The 14,562-nt window shown below is 61.7% G+C and carries 13 protein-coding genes and 1 pseudogene; 6 read left to right on the forward strand and 8 right to left on the reverse strand.

Annotated features, from left to right (window positions below):
• Position 1 precedes the first annotated feature (1 nt).
• From FZ934_RS10690 to FZ934_RS10710, 5 genes are all read right to left on the reverse strand, one after another.
• Positions 2–1,063 carry an LLM class flavin-dependent oxidoreductase gene (locus tag FZ934_RS10690; RefSeq protein ID WP_153271050.1) on the reverse strand — a complete coding sequence of 354 codons (1,062 nt, stop codon included), beginning with the start codon at positions 1,061–1,063 and terminating at the stop codon, positions 2–4.
• A 213-nt stretch (positions 1,064–1,276) separates the two neighbouring features.
• Positions 1,277–1,744, reverse strand: coding sequence for an SRPBCC family protein (locus FZ934_RS10695; protein ID WP_153271051.1), 468 nt, complete (start codon positions 1,742–1,744; stop codon positions 1,277–1,279).
• A gap of 101 nt (positions 1,745–1,845) precedes the next feature.
• Complete coding sequence (locus FZ934_RS10700) at positions 1,846–3,102, reverse strand: RNA polymerase sigma factor (RefSeq protein WP_153271052.1); 1,257 nt, start codon at positions 3,100–3,102, stop codon at positions 1,846–1,848.
• Entirely contained in the window at positions 3,099–3,473 is a 375-nt protein-coding gene (locus FZ934_RS10705; RefSeq protein ID WP_113358641.1) for a YciI family protein, read from the reverse strand. Before FZ934_RS10705 ends, FZ934_RS10700 begins: the two co-directional genes overlap by 4 nt.
• A 163-nt stretch (positions 3,474–3,636) precedes the next feature.
• Complete coding sequence (locus tag FZ934_RS10710; protein ID WP_153271053.1) at positions 3,637–4,569, reverse strand: MYG1 family protein; 933 nt, start codon at positions 4,567–4,569, stop codon at positions 3,637–3,639.
• Positions 4,570–4,785: 216 nt separating this feature from the next.
• On the opposite strand from FZ934_RS10710, the gene FZ934_RS10715 reads away from it, so the two are divergent.
• Positions 4,786–5,748, forward strand: coding sequence for a hypothetical protein (locus FZ934_RS10715; protein ID WP_153271054.1), 963 nt, complete (start codon positions 4,786–4,788; stop codon positions 5,746–5,748).
• Between the two features lie 55 nt (positions 5,749–5,803).
• Here FZ934_RS10715 and glpK read toward each other — a convergent pair whose 3' ends face one another.
• Positions 5,804–7,297, reverse strand: a complete 1,494-nt coding sequence (gene glpK / locus FZ934_RS10720) for a glycerol kinase GlpK (protein ID WP_153271055.1) — start codon at positions 7,295–7,297, stop codon at positions 5,804–5,806.
• 117 nt (positions 7,298–7,414) lie between these two features.
• Between glpK and FZ934_RS10725 the strand changes: the two genes are divergently transcribed.
• The 4 genes and pseudogenes from FZ934_RS10725 to xdhC all read left to right on the forward strand — a co-directional run bounded on the left by FZ934_RS10725 (position 7,415) and on the right by xdhC (position 12,947).
• Complete coding sequence (locus tag FZ934_RS10725; protein ID WP_432443580.1) at positions 7,415–8,257, forward strand: 3-hydroxybutyrate dehydrogenase; 843 nt, start codon at positions 7,415–7,417, stop codon at positions 8,255–8,257.
• Positions 8,258–8,289: 32 nt separating this feature from the next.
• The gene (xdhA, locus tag FZ934_RS10730; RefSeq protein WP_153271057.1) at positions 8,290–9,756 is read left to right on the forward strand and encodes a xanthine dehydrogenase small subunit; all 1,467 of its coding nucleotides are present in this window, start codon (positions 8,290–8,292) and stop codon (positions 9,754–9,756) included.
• Positions 9,756–12,094, forward strand: a pseudogene (gene xdhB, locus FZ934_RS10735) (xanthine dehydrogenase molybdopterin binding subunit). Before xdhA ends, xdhB begins: the two are co-directional and overlap by 1 nt.
• A 1-nt stretch (position 12,095) precedes the next feature.
• Complete coding sequence (gene xdhC, locus FZ934_RS10740) at positions 12,096–12,947, forward strand: xanthine dehydrogenase accessory protein XdhC (RefSeq protein ID WP_153271058.1); 852 nt, start codon at positions 12,096–12,098, stop codon at positions 12,945–12,947.
• Here xdhC and FZ934_RS10745 read toward each other — a convergent pair.
• On the reverse strand, positions 12,923–13,210 hold the full coding sequence (locus FZ934_RS10745; protein WP_348649069.1) for a hypothetical protein: 288 nt from the start codon (positions 13,208–13,210) through the stop codon (positions 12,923–12,925). The genes xdhC and FZ934_RS10745 overlap by 25 nt on opposite strands.
• Here FZ934_RS10745 and FZ934_RS10750 point away from each other — a divergent pair.
• Positions 13,205–14,131, forward strand: a complete 927-nt coding sequence (locus FZ934_RS10750) for a LysR substrate-binding domain-containing protein (RefSeq protein ID WP_153271059.1) — start codon at positions 13,205–13,207, stop codon at positions 14,129–14,131. The genes FZ934_RS10745 and FZ934_RS10750 overlap by 6 nt on opposite strands.
• Here FZ934_RS10750 and FZ934_RS10755 read toward each other — a convergent pair whose 3' ends face one another.
• Positions 14,132–14,464 (reverse strand): hypothetical protein, encoded by a 333-nt coding sequence (locus FZ934_RS10755; RefSeq protein ID WP_153271060.1) that lies wholly within the window; start codon positions 14,462–14,464, stop codon positions 14,132–14,134.
• Positions 14,465–14,562: the final 98 nt, after the last annotated feature.

Below are 14,562 nucleotides of genomic sequence, written 5' to 3' on the forward strand. Positions count from 1 at the left end.
TTTAGGCGGAGGCTTTCGCGCCTTCGCCGCTTTCAGTCAATGCCTTTCTGACGATCGGCGCGACTTTCGTTCCGTAGAGTTCGATGCCGCGCATGATCTGCGCATGCGGCATCAATCCGATCGCCATCTGCAGCAGGAAACGATCGTTCTTGAACAGGCGATGATGCGCGATGATCTTCTCCGCGACGAGCTCGGGATCGCCGACGAACAGCGCGCCGTTCGGTCCGCGAGACATATCGAAATGGGCGCGTGTGGTCGCGCCCCAGCCGCGCTCGCGGCCGATACGGTTCATAACCTCGGCCTGCGGCCCGTAGAACTGGTCGGCCGCCGCATCGGTCGTGTCGGCAATGAAGCCGTGCACGTTGATGCTGGTCTTGAGCTTTGCGGCGTCCTGCCCGGCGCGGCGCGCGGCCTCCCGATAGAGATCGAAGAGAGGCGCGAAACGGCGTGGCTCGCCGCCGATGATCGCGAGCGCCACCGGAAGCCCCATGGCCCCTGCCCGCGCGACCGACTGAGGCGTTCCGCCGACAGCGATCCAGAGCGGCAACGGATCCTGGAACGGCCGCGGATAGACGCCACGCCCATTGATCGGCGCGTGCATCTCGCCAGACCACGTCACGACTTCCTGGCTACGCAGCGCCATCAGCAGATCGATCTTTTCCTCGAACAGCTGGTCGTAGTCCTCGAGATTGTAGCCGAAGAGCGGAAAGGACTCGATGAACGAACCACGACCCGCCATGATCTCCGTCCGCCCCTCGGAGAGAAGGTCGAGCGTTGCAAACTGTTGAAAGACGCGCACCGGATCATCGGAACTGAGCACGGTGACGGCGCTGGTAAGACGAATGTTCTTCGTCTTTACCGCAGCCGCCGCAAGCGCAACCGCCGGCGCCGATGCCGCATAGTCGGGACGGTGATGTTCGCCCAAGCCGAAGACATCGAGCCCGACCTGATCGGCAAGCTCGATCTCCTCGATCAGGTGCTTGAGGCGCTCCGCGCCCTCCGCCCCTTTGCTGCGGCTCGGATTCGGATTGACGTCAGCAAAGGTATAAAGGCCCAGTTCCATCGCTTGCATCCCGTTGAATTCGCTCTGGACATAAGGATGGGGCAGAGAAGGCGCAAATACAAATTCTAGAACGAAATCTTCGAGAATGTTGATGGGCGCGCTCGATCACGAGAGACGAAGTTTTGAATCCGATTTCAATAGCTTCCGGCCATTGCCGGAATCACCGACGAAACGGCTTCACGCAAATCGTGAAGCCGATGAGCACGGACTGACTTATGCCCGGGCAAGCAGTTCCGCGAGCTGGTCGGCGCATTTACCCCAACCTTCGTGGAAGCCCATCTTCTCATGCTCTTCCTTGTCAGCGGCCGTCCAGTGACGTGCCGTGGCGGTGTATTTCGTGCGACCATTGCCGAGGTCCTCGAGCAGGATGATCGCCACGAAGAACGGCTTCTGCGACGGCACCCAGGCGCTGGTAAAGGCGTCGGTGAAAACGATCTTCTCGTTCTCGACGATTTCCAGATAGACGCCGCGGTTCGGAAATTCCTGGCCGTCGGGGCTGCGCATGACAATCAGGTTCGAGCCGCCGGGACGCACGTCCAGCTTCGCTTCCGCGATGCTCCACGGACGCGGCACGAACCACTCCTTCATCAGGACCGGGTCGGTCCAGGCCTTGAAAATCTTCTCGCGCGGCGCATCGAATTCGCGCACGAGAAACAGTTCATGTTCGGCGTCTACGGTCATTTCAGCATTCCTCCTGTTGAGCGAAACCTGTTTTCGATCAGGTTGTTACAAGGACGTGGGAGGCGATCCGGTTCCGACAACCGCACCGTTATTTTCGGGAACTATTTCACCGCCGGCTGCGCGGCATGAGCGAGACTGTCGATCTGTTGACGAATATGGGCGGCTTCAGCGGCCGAGTGAGCGAGCGCGATGGCGCGGTCGAAGGCGGCATGTGCCTCGCGGGCGCGGCCGAGCTGTTTCAGCAGGCCGCCGCGCAGGCCGTGGTAATAGAAATAGCCATCGAGCTTTTCGCCAAGTGTTTCGACCAGCGCCAGCGCTTCTTCCGGCCCCCTGAGCTTGGAAACCGCAACGGCACGATTGAGCGTGATGACAGGCGACGCCTGGACACGCTCCAGCGCCCGATAGAGCAGCTCGATCTCTTCCCAATCCGTATCCTCGGCACGCCTGGCACGGGAATGCAGCGCCGCGATCGCCGCCTGCAGCTGATAAGGACCGGGCTGGCGATGACGGATCGCCTTGTCGAGCAGTGCTAGTGCCTCGTTGATCAGCTCTCGGTTCCACAGCGAACGATCCTGATCCTCGAGCAGCACGATGTCGTTTTCGCCATTGAAGCGGGCCTGGCGCCGCGAGATCTGTAAGAGCATCAGTGCCAGCAGCCCCATCAACTCGGGCTCGCCGGGGAAGATTCGCAGCAGAAGCCGCGCAAGCCGGATTGCCTCGTCGCTAAAGGCGCAGGCATCGTGCTTCGGATCGGCCTGGCTGTAGCCCTCGTTGAACACGAGGTAGATCATCGTGCTGACGATCGAGAGCCGCTCGGCGCGTTCCTGTGCATCCGGCGTCTCGAAGGGTACACCAGCCTTGGCAACGCGCGCCTTGGCCCGCGTGATCCGCTGCTCCATGGCGCTTTCGCCGACGAGGAAGGCCCGTGCGATCTGCTGTACTGATAGCCCCGAGACAATGCGCAGCGCCAGCGCGATCTGCTGTGTGGCCGGCAGGTCCGGATGGCAGCAGATGAAGAGCAGCCGCAGGATATCATCGCGGTAGTTGGAATCGTCGAGCCGATCGGCAATATCGCTTTCGGCATCACCGGTGTCGGAGATCAGTTCTTCATCCGGAAGCGCTTGCGTCTTCGAGCGCTTGCGCACGGCGTCGATGCCGCTGTTGCGACCAACGAAGATCAGCCATGCCGTCGGATCGCGCGGCGGCCCCTTGTCCGGCCAGGTGCGGATGGCGCGCAGGCAGGCCTCCTGGAAGGCTTCCTCCGCGATATCGAGATCGCGGAAGTATCTCAGCAGCGCGCCAAGCGCCTTCGGTCGGGCCGAAGCAAGCGTCACGTCGATCCAGGCAATGTCTGTCATGTCGAAGCGTCTCCCGGTCGGAACACGTAGAACGGCCGAATTTCATAGGACGTCGAACCCGGATTGACCGAAGACAGCTCCTTGGAGAAGGCCACCGCCTCCTCCAGAGTGTCGAAATCAACCACGTAGAAGCCGAGGAGCGCTTCCTTCGTTTCCGCGAAGGGACCGTCGAGAACGAGCGGTTCTTCCTTGCCCTTGCGCACGGTGGTCGCCGCCGTCGTCGGCATTAGCCGGCCAACCGGGCCAAGCTTGCCACGCTCTGCCAAGGGCGCCTGGACCGCGTAGAGCTTCGCCATCACGGCGTCCTCTTCCTCCTTGGTCCAGGAAAACACGGTCTCTTCATTGGCATAACAAAGGATTGCATAAAGCATCTCTTACTCCTCTTCCCTGATGACGAAGGAGTAGCGCGACATCCGACAGGACGCAGCAAAAAATTACTGCGCGTGGAACGAGATGCTGAACATGGCCGCGAAGGCGGCAAACGCAATAGAGACAGCGCGGCGTTGGCGCCGTGGCCCGATCGGCGGAAGAGCCTTAGGCGACTTGCTGACCCGATCCGACGGCTTCCTCCACCGCCAGTTCTGCCATCGCCAGCGCCGCTTCGCGCGTTTTGGCGGCTGCGACGAAGCGACCGTTGTGGCAGAAGGTTGCGCCCGCGACGCCGGAGACGGCCTCAAGATCGTGATTGGTCAGCCCTGCCCAGGCAGCAGGCAGATCGGCTCGCAGTTCGAAGCCCTCGTCGCCGCGGCGAATGCCGGTCACGCACCAGTCCTTTTCCCGCGGATGAACGACAAAGAGCAGATGATCCGCCCCCGCCTTCACGATCGCCGGGCGGAAAGGCATCCCCATCGGCAATTCGAGCACTCGCCCCTGTCCGGTGCGCGCGATCGCTTCCAGCACCAGCGTCTCGGCGCGCAATTTTGAAGCGCTCTGAGCGATCTTCGCCTCGACGAAGCTACGGGCGATGGAAACGGCGTCCTGAAACCGCCGATCGTCGGCGTCAGGGTCGGTATCGTCGAACACCGGCTTCAAGGTCTCCAGCAGAGCCGGCAACGTCAACCCCGCCAACGGGCCGGATGGGCTGAGCGCACCATTGTCGGTCAGATCGATTGGCAGCACGAACGAGAGATCGAACGAGGCGTGCAATGCCTCGACATGGGCGGCTGGAATGCCCGTGGCAATAAGATAGTCTCGACCATAATGCTTCCAGATCAGGCCGAACGAGCTGTAGGGCTGCCCGTCGTCGCGCAATGGCGCGCCACGCTGATGGTGGTCGAAAATGCCAACCTCTGCATCATAGGCACCGCCGACATCGTAAATGATACGGTCAGTGTTCGGGGTGATCCACTCCGGCGACCTGCTGCGGACAACCCGCGCCTGCGGAAAGAGCCGGGTCAGAATGACGCTCGACAGCACTTCATCGGCATGGAAGCCACCGGAATGGGTGACGAGGAAATCAGGATTCATACCGGGAGTGCCTTGTTGATTGGGGAAGCGGTCTTGCGCCCGCCCCACATAGCCGTTGCCAGCGGCCATCTCAACCCGTCAACGGCCCGAATACGGCTTTCGTTGGTGTTCAAAGAGCGCCCCAACAAGGCGACGGCACCGCCTTCCACGCCATCAAGCCGCCACGTTTGGCCGGAATTGGTCTGCAATCTCAAACGCCTCACAACCGAGACAAGAATGAAATCCGCGTTACGCCTCCTTGCCGCCTTTGCGCTATTTTCCTGCCTCCATGACACCGCCTTTGCCGCGTCCGCTCCAGAGAACTTCATCTACACGAGTTCCGGCGACCTCGAAGCGGCGCGCCCGCTTCTCAGCCGGCCCGACATTGGCGGCGCACAGATCGTCTATAACTGGCGCCAACTGGAAACAGCGAAGGGCCAGTATGATTTCTCCGCGATCGAGGCGGACCTTGCCATCCTCGATGGCCTGAACCGGAAGCTGTTCATTCAGATCCAGGACCGCTTCTTTGAACCGAAGGCACGGAACGTTCCGGATTATCTGATGACCGACAAGGAGTACGGCGGCGGCATCACGGCGCAGTTCGATAATCCGGGTGAGAGCAAGCCCGTCGGCTCCGGCTGGGTGGCGCAGCAATGGGATCCCGCCGTACGGCAGCGCTACCAGGCCCTGCTCACCGCGCTCGCAGCAAAATTCGACGGCAAGGTCTATGGCGTCAATCTGCCGGAAACCGCGATCGACCTCGATCCGAAACACGAGCCCGCGGGCTATAGCTGCGACGCCTACTTCCAGGGCGAGATGGAAAATCTCGCCCTCGCCCGAAAGGCCTTCAGCAAGAGCAAGGTCGTTCAGTACGTCAACTTCTGGCCCTGCGAATGGGAGAACGACCACAATTACATGGGTCGGCTTTTCGAGTTCGCGGCAAAGAATGACATCGGCCTCGGTGGGCCCGATATCGTCCCCTACCGCAAGGGCCAGATGAAGAACTCATACCCCTTCTTCAACAAGTACAAGGGCAAACTGTCCTTCGTCGGCCTCGCCGTGCAGGAGCCGACCCTGACCTACAAGAATCCGAAGACGAAGAAGCCGTTCACCAAGGACGAGTTCGTCGACTTTGCCGATAACTACCTAGGCGCCGACATCATCTTCTGGAGCACCGCAACGCCCTGGCTGCATCGCTGAAGCAAGTCTTTGAGAGGCAGGCCGCGCCTGCCTCCTTCGGTCGAGGGAGAACCGATCAGGCGTCAGAAAGCGTTCGCTTGACGGCGCTTCGCCATCCTTTCAGCTTCGCGGCTCGGGTCTTCTCATCCATATCGGGTTCGAAACGACGGTTGCGCTTCCAGCTCTTCGAAAAGCCTGCGAGATCCGGCCAGGCCCCGGCCTTGCTGCCGGCGAGCCAAGCCGCTCCGAGCGCCGTCGTCTCCAGGATAGCCGGCCGATCCACGGGCGCGTCCAGAATGTCGGCAAGCCGCTGCATCGTCCAATCGGAAGCGACCATGCCGCCATCGACGCGAAGCACGGTATTGTCGGTGCCGCCCTTCCAGTCCTTGTGCATGGCGTCGAGGAGATCACGCGACTGATAGCAAACCGCCTCGAGAGCGGCCCGGGCGAATTCCTTGGGGCCGCTGTTGCGCGTTAGCCCGTAGATCGCGCCACGCGCGTTCGCGTCCCAATGCGGAGCGCCGAGGCCGGTGAAAGCAGGCACCAGATAGACGTCCTGCGTCGGATCGGCGGCATCGGCAAGTTCGCCGGTCCGCGAAGCCGTATCGATAATGCCGAGCCCGTCGCGAAGCCACTGTACCGCCGCCCCGGCAATGAAGATCGAACCCTCAAGCGCATAGGTCGTCTCGCCGTTCAGGCGATAGGCGATGGTGGTCAGAAGACGGTTTTTCGACCGCACGATATCGCTGCCGGTGTTCAGCAGCGCAAAGCAGCCGGTACCGTAGGTGGATTTCATCATGCCCGGTTCGAAGCAGGCTTGGCCGATGGTCGCCGCATGCTGGTCACCGGCGACGCCGAGGATCGGGATCTCGGCCCCGAGAATATCCCGCTCCGTCGTCCCGAAATCGTCCGCGCAGTCTTTGACCTCAGGCAGCATCGCGGCCGGCACCCGCAATATGTCGAGAAGGTCGTCGTCCCACCGGTTTTCCGAGATGTTGTACATCAACGTGCGCGAAGCATTGGTCGCATCGGTGGCAAACGATTTGCCGCCGGTCAGCCGCCAGATCAGGAACGTGTCGATGGTGCCGAAGCAGAGCTCGCCTTTCGCGGCACGGGCGCGGGCGCCTTTGACGTTCGCCAGCATCCAGGACAGTTTCGTCCCCGAGAAGTACGGGTCGAGAAGCAGGCCAGTCTTCTTGGTGAACGTCTTCTCGAGTTCCTGCTTCTTCAGCTTGTCGCAATAGCTCGCCGTCCGGCGATCCTGCCAGACGATGGCGTTGTGGATCGGCTTCCCGCTCTCCCGCTCCCAGACGACCACCGTCTCGCGCTGGTTTGTGATCCCGAGCGCGGCAATGTCGCTCGCCTTGATCTTCGCCTCGCGGATCGCCATCCGGATCGTGGAGACCACCGAGTCCCAAATCTCTTCCGGATCGTGCTCGACCCAGCCCGAGCGTGGATAGTGCTGGGTGAACTCCTTCTGGCCCGCACCGGCGATCTTCATCTCCTCATCGAAGATGATCGCCCGCGTCGATGTCGTCCCCTGATCGATTGCCAGAACGTATCCGCCCATGCCTGTCCTCCCTCACCGGCGATTATGATGCCAAATCAATAAGACAGCACAGGCAGAGAAGGAAGCGCTTCCTGTCGGTTTGGACACAAGAGATTTGCCGGCGGTGCAATTGCCAGCATGACCGCTTTGGGCATAACCTCGGGTTTCATTGCGTCGCAAAAGCGCGAGTATCGGGAGAAGAGCATGACCAGGACAGTCGTCGTCACCGGATCCACAAGCGGCATCGGGCTTGCGATCGCGACCGCTTTTGCCGGCAAGGGCGACAACGTTGTCATCAACGGCTTCGGAAAAGCCGAAGAAATCAAGGCCATAACGGACCGCCTTGAATCACTTTCCAAGGCCAGGGCAATCTATCATCCAGCCGATATGACGAAACCGGCCGAAATCGCGGATCTGATCGAGACGGCGACGCGGACCTTCGGCTCGGTCGATGTGCTGGTCAACAATGCCGGCGTCCAGCACGTCGAGAAGATCGAAGACTTCCCTATCGAAAAGTGGGACCAGATCATCGCCATCAATCTGTCGAGTTCATTTCATACCATGCGCGCCGCGATACCCTCGATGAAGGCGAAGAAGCACGGACGGATCATCAACATCGCGTCCGCCCACGGGCTGGTGGCCTCGCCTTTCAAATCCGCCTATGTGGCGGCAAAGCATGGTATAATGGGGTTGACGAAAACAGCGGCGTTGGAACTTGCCGAGTTCGGCGTGACCGTCAACGCCATCTGCCCGGGCTATGTGCTGACCCCCCTGGTGGAAAAGCAGATACCCGATACGGCCAAGGCCCGCGGCATGACTGAGGAACAGGTCAAGACCGAGGTTATCCTGAAGGCCCAGCCGACCCGTGAGTTCGTCAAGGCGGAAGAGATTGGCGCGCTGGCACTCTATCTCGCAAGCGACGAAGCCCGTCAGATCACCGGCACCCACATCTCGATTGACGGTGGCTGGACAGCGGCATAACCATTCAGAAAAAGACAATAACAAGGAACAACATGAACGACTGCATCCGCTTCATCCTCAACGGGGAGGACATCTCGCTCCGGGATATCGCTCCGACCGAGACGCTTCTCGATTTTCTTCGTTTGAAGCGCCGTCTTACCGGCACGAAGGAGGGATGCGCGGAGGGAGACTGTGGTGCCTGCACGGTGCTGGTCGGACGCCTTGTCGACGGCAAGCTGCATTACGAATCCGTCAATGCCTGCATCCGCTTCCTCGGTTCGCTGAATGCAACACATGTGGTGACGGTCGAGCACCTTGCCGCCAAGGATGGAACGCTGCATCCGGTCCAGCAGGCCATGGTGGATTGCCACGGCTCGCAGTGCGGCTTCTGCACCCCGGGCTTCATCATGTCGCTCTACGGCCTCTGGCTCTCGAACGAGAAGCCGAGCCGCGCCGAGATCGAGAAGTCGCTGCAGGGCAATCTCTGTCGCTGCACCGGCTACGAGCCGATCGTGAAGGCGGCCGAGATGGTCAGCCGCGCGCGCCCAAGCGCGCTGTTCGACCCGCTGGAACGCACCCGGTCGGATGTCGTCGCGCGCCTGTGGGCAATGCAGCCGACGGAGACCATTTCCATTACCAAGGGCGACGACCGCCTGCTCGTTCCGGAGTCGGAAGAAGACCTAGCGCGGATCCTTGCGGAAGAGCCGAAGGCAACTGTCGTCGCCGGATCGACGGACGTCGGCCTTTGGGTCACGAAGCAGATGCGCCGTCTGAACCCGGTCGTTTTCATCAATCATCTTACGGAACTGCAGACGATTACCGCCGGTGACGGCGGCTTCACGATCGGCGCCGGCGTGACCTATACGCGCGCCTTCGAAACCATTGCCCGCAAGGTGCCGACGCTCGGTCGCCTGATCAATCGCATCGGCGGCGAACAGGTCCGCAACATGGGAACCATCGGCGGCAACATCGCCAACGGCTCCCCGATCGGCGACAGTCCGCCGCCGCTGATCGCGCTCGGCGCGACCGTCAAGCTGCGTTCGGTCGAAGGCACGCGCATGCTGCGGCTGGAAGACTTCTTCATCGAATACGGCAAGCAGGACCGCCGTCCCGGCGAGTTCGTCGAGAGCCTCTTCGTGCCCTACCCCGCCGAAGACACACGGTTTGCCGTCTACAAGATCACCAAGCGCCGCGATGAGGATATCACGGCCGTCCTCGGCGCCTTCTACCTGACACTGGATTCCGAGGGCGACGTCAACGATATCAGGATTGCTTTCGGCGGCATGGCGGGAACGCCGAAGCGCGCCCGTGCGGTCGAGAATCTGCTGATGGGCAGGCAGTGGAACGAAGAGACCATCGAAGCCGCCCGCGAAGCCTTCGATACGGATTACCAGCCGCTCAGCGACTGGCGGGCAACGGCGGAGTACCGCCAGCTGACAGCCAAGAACCTGCTAACGCGCTTCTATCTCGAAACGTCAGGCACGCCGGCCGAACTGCAGCGCTTCGAGGAGGTCGCGTAATGGACAAGTCGACATCCCCCGAGCCCAAATTCATCATCAACGGCGCCATGCACGGTTTGCTACGCCACGATTCTGCGCATAAGCACGTCACCGGCACTGCCGATTACATCGACGACCTGCCGGAGCCCGCCGGCCTCCTGCACGGTGCCCTCGGCCTCTCGGACCGGGCGCACGCCGAAATTCTCAGCATGGACCTGTCCGAAGTCGCCAAGACCCCGGGCGTCGTCTGGGTATTCACCGGCAAGGACGTGCCCGGTGTCAACGACGTCAGCTCGAACGGTAGTCACGACGAGCCGCTGCTGGCGGAAACCAAGGTCGAATTTCACAACCAGCCGATCTTTGCCGTCATTGCGGAGACTCGCGACATCGCCCGCCGCGCCGCCCGCAAGGCCAAGATCGAATATCGTGACCTTCCCCATTGGAGCGACATCGACGGGGCGCTTGCCAACGGCAGCCCGCTGGTCATCACCCCGATGACGCTGAAGCGCGGCGACGCCAAGGCCGAGATAGCCAATGCCCCGCGCAGGCTGACCGGGCAGATGCGCATCGGCGGCCAGGAGCATTTCTATCTCGAAAGCCACATCGCCATGGCGATTCCGGGCGAGGATGATGAAGTAGCCGTCTGGTCCTCGACGCAGCACCCCAGCGAGATCCAGCATATCGTCGGTCATGTGCTGAATATTCCGTCGAACGCCGTGACGGTGAACGTGCGCCGCATGGGCGGCGGCTTCGGCGGCAAGGAAACGCAGGGCAACCAGTTTGCCGCCCTCGCCGCCATTGCAGCCAAGAAGCTGAAGCGTGCCATCAAGTTCCGCCCGGATCGCGATGAAGACATGGCAGCCACTGGCAAGCGCCACGACTTCCTGGTCGATTACGAGCTTGGTTTCGACGACGAGGGACGGATCCACGCGGTCGATGCCACCTACGCGGCGCGATGCGGCTTCTCGTCCGATCTCTCCGGGCCGGTTACCGACCGCGCGCTTTTTCACGCCGATTCCAGCTACTTCTATCCGCATGTGCACCTGACCTCCAAGCCGCTGAAAACCCACACGGTTTCGAACACGGCGTTTCGCGGATTCGGCGGCCCGCAGGGCATGCTCGGCGCCGAACGCTTCATCGAGGAAATCGCTTACGCCGTCGGCAAGGATCCGCTCGACGTTCGCAAGCTGAACTTCTACGGCCAACCGGGCTCCGGCCGGACGCTGACGCCCTACCATCAGGAGGTCGAGGACAGCATTCTCGAACGGATCGTCGGCGAACTGGAAGAGAGCGCCGACTATCAGGCGCGCCGAAACGCGATCATCGAGTTCAACCGCAACAGCCGCTACATCCGCAAGGGCATAGCCCTGACGCCTGTCAAATTCGGCATTTCCTTCACCATGACCGCCTTCAATCAGGCCGGCGCGCTGGTGCACGTCTACCAGGACGGCTCGATCCATCTGAACCACGGTGGCACGGAGATGGGTCAGGGCCTCTATACCAAGGTCGCCCAGGTTCTCGCCGACAGCTTCCAGGTCGACATCGAGCGCGTGAAGATCACGGCGACGACGACGGCCAAGGTACCGAACACCTCGGCGACCGCGGCTTCCTCGGGCTCGGACCTGAACGGTATGGCCGCCTACGACGCGGCACGGCAGATCAAGGAGCGCCTTGTCGCCTTTGCGGCCGAGAAGTTCGACGTGCCGGCAACCGAGGTGGTCTTCCTGCCGAACCGGGTTCGTGTTGGCGACAAGGAAATCCCGTTCCCGGATTTCATCAAGCAGGCCTACTTCGCCCGCGTTCAGCTCTCGGCGGCCGGTTTCTACAAGACCCCAAGATCCACTGGGACCGGGCGGCTGGTCGCGGCACGCCGTTCTACTATTTTGCCTACGGCGCCTCCTGCTCGGAAGTGTCGATCGACACGCTGACGGGCGAATACCTGATCGACCGCACCGACATTCTCCATGATGTCGGGCGCTCGCTGAACCCGGCGATCGACATCGGCCAGGTCGAAGGCGCCTTCGTCCAGGGAATGGGCTGGCTGACGACCGAAGAACTCTGGTGGGATGCAAAGGGCCGACTGCGTACGCATGCGCCCTCGACCTACAAGATCCCGCTCGCGTCCGACCGCCCGAAGATTTTCAACGTCCGGCTGACGGAATGGTCCGAAAACGCCGAAGCCACCATCGGCCGCTCCAAGGCCGTCGGCGAACCGCCGTTCATGCTCGGCATCTCGGTTCTCGAAGCGCTGTCGATGGCGGTTGCAAGCGTTGCCGACTACCGCGTCTGCCCTCGCCTCGATGCACCGGCCACGCCCGAGCGCGTTCTGATGGCCGTCGAGCGGATGAAGAAGGTGTAGGATGACCCGGCGCGAAATCCTCTCGGGCTTCATTCCTGGAAGCGACTTTCGCGCCTTCCTCGCCGTTCAGCCTGAGGCGATCCTGATCGAGATCACCGGCACGCAAGGGTCGACCCCGCGCGAAGCCGGAACCTTCATGCTCGTCTCCGAAAAGGCGGCTTGGGGAACGATCGGCGGCGGCCAGTTCGAATACATCGCGATCCGGAACGCTCGCCAGCTGCTCGCCGGAACCGGCGGCGTCGACGTCATGGACATTCCGCTGGGACCCGAGATCGGCCAATGCTGCGGCGGACGAACACAGCTGCGATTTCGTCATGTGAACGACACCGTTCAGACGGAGCTCGATCGCCGCCAGAAAGGCGATGAGATCGAGCAACCGGAGGTCCATATCTTCGGCGCTGGCCATGTCGGGCGGGCACTGGCCGCCGCTCTGTCACCCCTGCCCGTATCGGTGACCGTCATCGAAACCCGCGAAGACGAGCTTTCGAACCTGCCGGTCGCGACCGCCACACGGCTCGTCGCCATGCCAGAGTCATTGGTCCGCGATCTTCCTGATGGTGCTGTCGTGGTCATCGTCACGCACGATCACGCGCTCGATTTCCTCATTGCTCGCGAGGCGCTTGCGCGTAGCGACCTCGCCTATACCGGCATGATCGGTTCCGCGACCAAGCGGGCGACATTCGCAAGCTGGCTGACGCGTGAAGGCAGTGGTGAACGCAACTGGCTGGACCGCCTGACCCTGCCGATCGGTGGTTCTACCGTCAGGGACAAGCGCCCGGAAGTCATTGCCGCCATGACGGCAGCCGAAATTCTGACCGCTCTTGCCGCCTATCGCCGGTATTTAGGCTCGTAGCGCGGCTCTCGCCCATCCATAAAACCAAGGTCGCGCTTGATCCGGTCGGGCATGTCGTCGAGGTAGAGCCGGTCCCATCCGTAAAGCCGGCGCAGCACCCTGCGCCCCAAGGCGACAAGCCTTTCAGAAACCCGCGGCGCTTTCGCCCGGCTCTGGCTTTCGATAGCAATGCAATCCATGACATCACCTGTTATTTGATCCATTGGCTTGCAGATTGCGCCGATTAATGCTGCAATTCCAATCGAACGACCGTCTGGATGCATAAAGAGAACTTATCCATGAAGCTGTCGAAGCAGTTTCCGTTGAATGCCTTGCGCGTTTTCGAAGCCGTCGCGCGGCATGGCAGCTTCACCAAGGCGGGCGATGAGCTCGGCATGACGCAGACCGCCGTCAGCTATCAGGTGAAATTGCTGGAAGAGAACATCGGCGAGCCCCTGTTCCTGCGCCGTCCGCGTCACATCGCCCTGACCGACGCCGGCGAGCGGCTGGCGCCGAAGGTAACGGAGGCCTTCGCGCTACTGCACGAAGCCGTCGCGACCGTTCGCGGCGCGTCGGAGGAGACACTGCTCATCCATTCGACGCCGACCTTCGCGTCGCAATGGATGGCACGCCGCCTCGGCTCGTTTCACCTCAGGCATCCCGCAACAGCTGTGCGCCTGATCACCTCGGATACTCTGATCGATTTCGCCCGGGAGTCCGCCGACATCGCCATCCGCAGCGGCAAGGGCAATTGGCCGGGCCTCACCTGCCACCGTTTGATGACCATCGATTTCACGCCGATGCTGAGCCCGCAGCTTGTTGCAAGCAGCGGCGGGATAAACCACCCGCGCGACCTTCTCAAGCTGCGCCTGATCGACGCCGGAGATCCCTGGTGGGCGACGTGGTTCGAGGCAGCCGGCGTTGCCGATCCGGACCTTGCAGGGCGACCGCGCAGCCGGCTCGGCGCGCAATCCTTCGAAGCCAGTGCCGCAATTGCCGGACAAGGCGTGGCTATCCTGACGCCTGAGTTCTATCGCGACGACCTCGCGGCCGGCCGACTGGTCCAGCCGTTCCCGCTCGTCTGCCGGGACGACGACTGGGACTATTGGCTTGCCTATCCCGAGAACCGTCGCAACGTCCCCAAGATCAAGGCATTCAGAAACTGGATTCTTGAGGAGATGAACACTGGCGATACTGGGGCCTAGCTAATAGCCCATCTGAGGCGCGTAAAAACAGCGAGGCGTATCCTCGTTGGGAAACAGGCAGAGATGATAATCGCCATCGCCGGAGCGCATGGCCTTGCCCATCGGCAGCAGAAAGATATGGGCATGAGTGACGAGACGGTGATCTCCCGGCAGCAACGTCACGCGATACCCCTGCGGCGTGACGGCGACGCTCTTCGGGGGGATCATCTGACAGTCCCCAGTCTCGTTGTCACCATTGCAACAGAAAGGCTCGTAACTCCAACCCGACGGTGCGTCGTGAGCCTCGGCGCAGGACGCGAACGCAATCATCATACACACAAGAATACTGCGCATGGGCATCTTCTCCGTTGATGAATGCGCCGCCGGGACAAGCGGCTTCCACCTCATCCCGGCGGCCTCAAATGAAACTGTAATCGAATCGTTACATTTCA

The organism is Rhizobium grahamii (assembly GCF_009498215.1).
GTDB classification, from domain to species: Bacteria; Pseudomonadota; Alphaproteobacteria; order Rhizobiales; family Rhizobiaceae; genus Rhizobium; species Rhizobium grahamii_A.

Coding starts and splice junctions, on each gene's coding strand:
- FZ934_RS10705 (WP_113358641.1), bottom strand. CDS start 3,473: ATGCTTTATGCAATCCTTTGTTATGCCAATGAAGAGACCGTGTTTTCC.
- FZ934_RS10750 (WP_153271059.1), top strand. CDS start 13,205: ATGCATAAAGAGAACTTATCCATGAAGCTGTCGAAGCAGTTTCCGTTG.
- xdhC (WP_153271058.1), top strand. CDS start 12,096: ATGACCCGGCGCGAAATCCTCTCGGGCTTCATTCCTGGAAGCGACTTT.
- FZ934_RS10700 (WP_153271052.1), bottom strand. CDS start 3,102: ATGACAGACATTGCCTGGATCGACGTGACGCTTGCTTCGGCCCGACCG.
- FZ934_RS10725 (WP_432443580.1), top strand. CDS start 7,415: ATGACCGCTTTGGGCATAACCTCGGGTTTCATTGCGTCGCAAAAGCGC.
- FZ934_RS10755 (WP_153271060.1), bottom strand. CDS start 14,464: ATGCGCAGTATTCTTGTGTGTATGATGATTGCGTTCGCGTCCTGCGCC.
- FZ934_RS10715 (WP_153271054.1), top strand. CDS start 4,786: ATGAAATCCGCGTTACGCCTCCTTGCCGCCTTTGCGCTATTTTCCTGC.
- FZ934_RS10690 (WP_153271050.1), bottom strand. CDS start 1,063: ATGGAACTGGGCCTTTATACCTTTGCTGACGTCAATCCGAATCCGAGC.
- FZ934_RS10710 (WP_153271053.1), bottom strand. CDS start 4,569: ATGAATCCTGATTTCCTCGTCACCCATTCCGGTGGCTTCCATGCCGAT.
- FZ934_RS10695 (WP_153271051.1), bottom strand. CDS start 1,744: ATGACCGTAGACGCCGAACATGAACTGTTTCTCGTGCGCGAATTCGAT.
- xdhA (WP_153271057.1), top strand. CDS start 8,290: ATGAACGACTGCATCCGCTTCATCCTCAACGGGGAGGACATCTCGCTC.
- glpK (WP_153271055.1), bottom strand. CDS start 7,297: ATGGGCGGATACGTTCTGGCAATCGATCAGGGGACGACATCGACGCGG.
- FZ934_RS10745 (WP_348649069.1), bottom strand. CDS start 13,210: ATGCATCCAGACGGTCGTTCGATTGGAATTGCAGCATTAATCGGCGCA.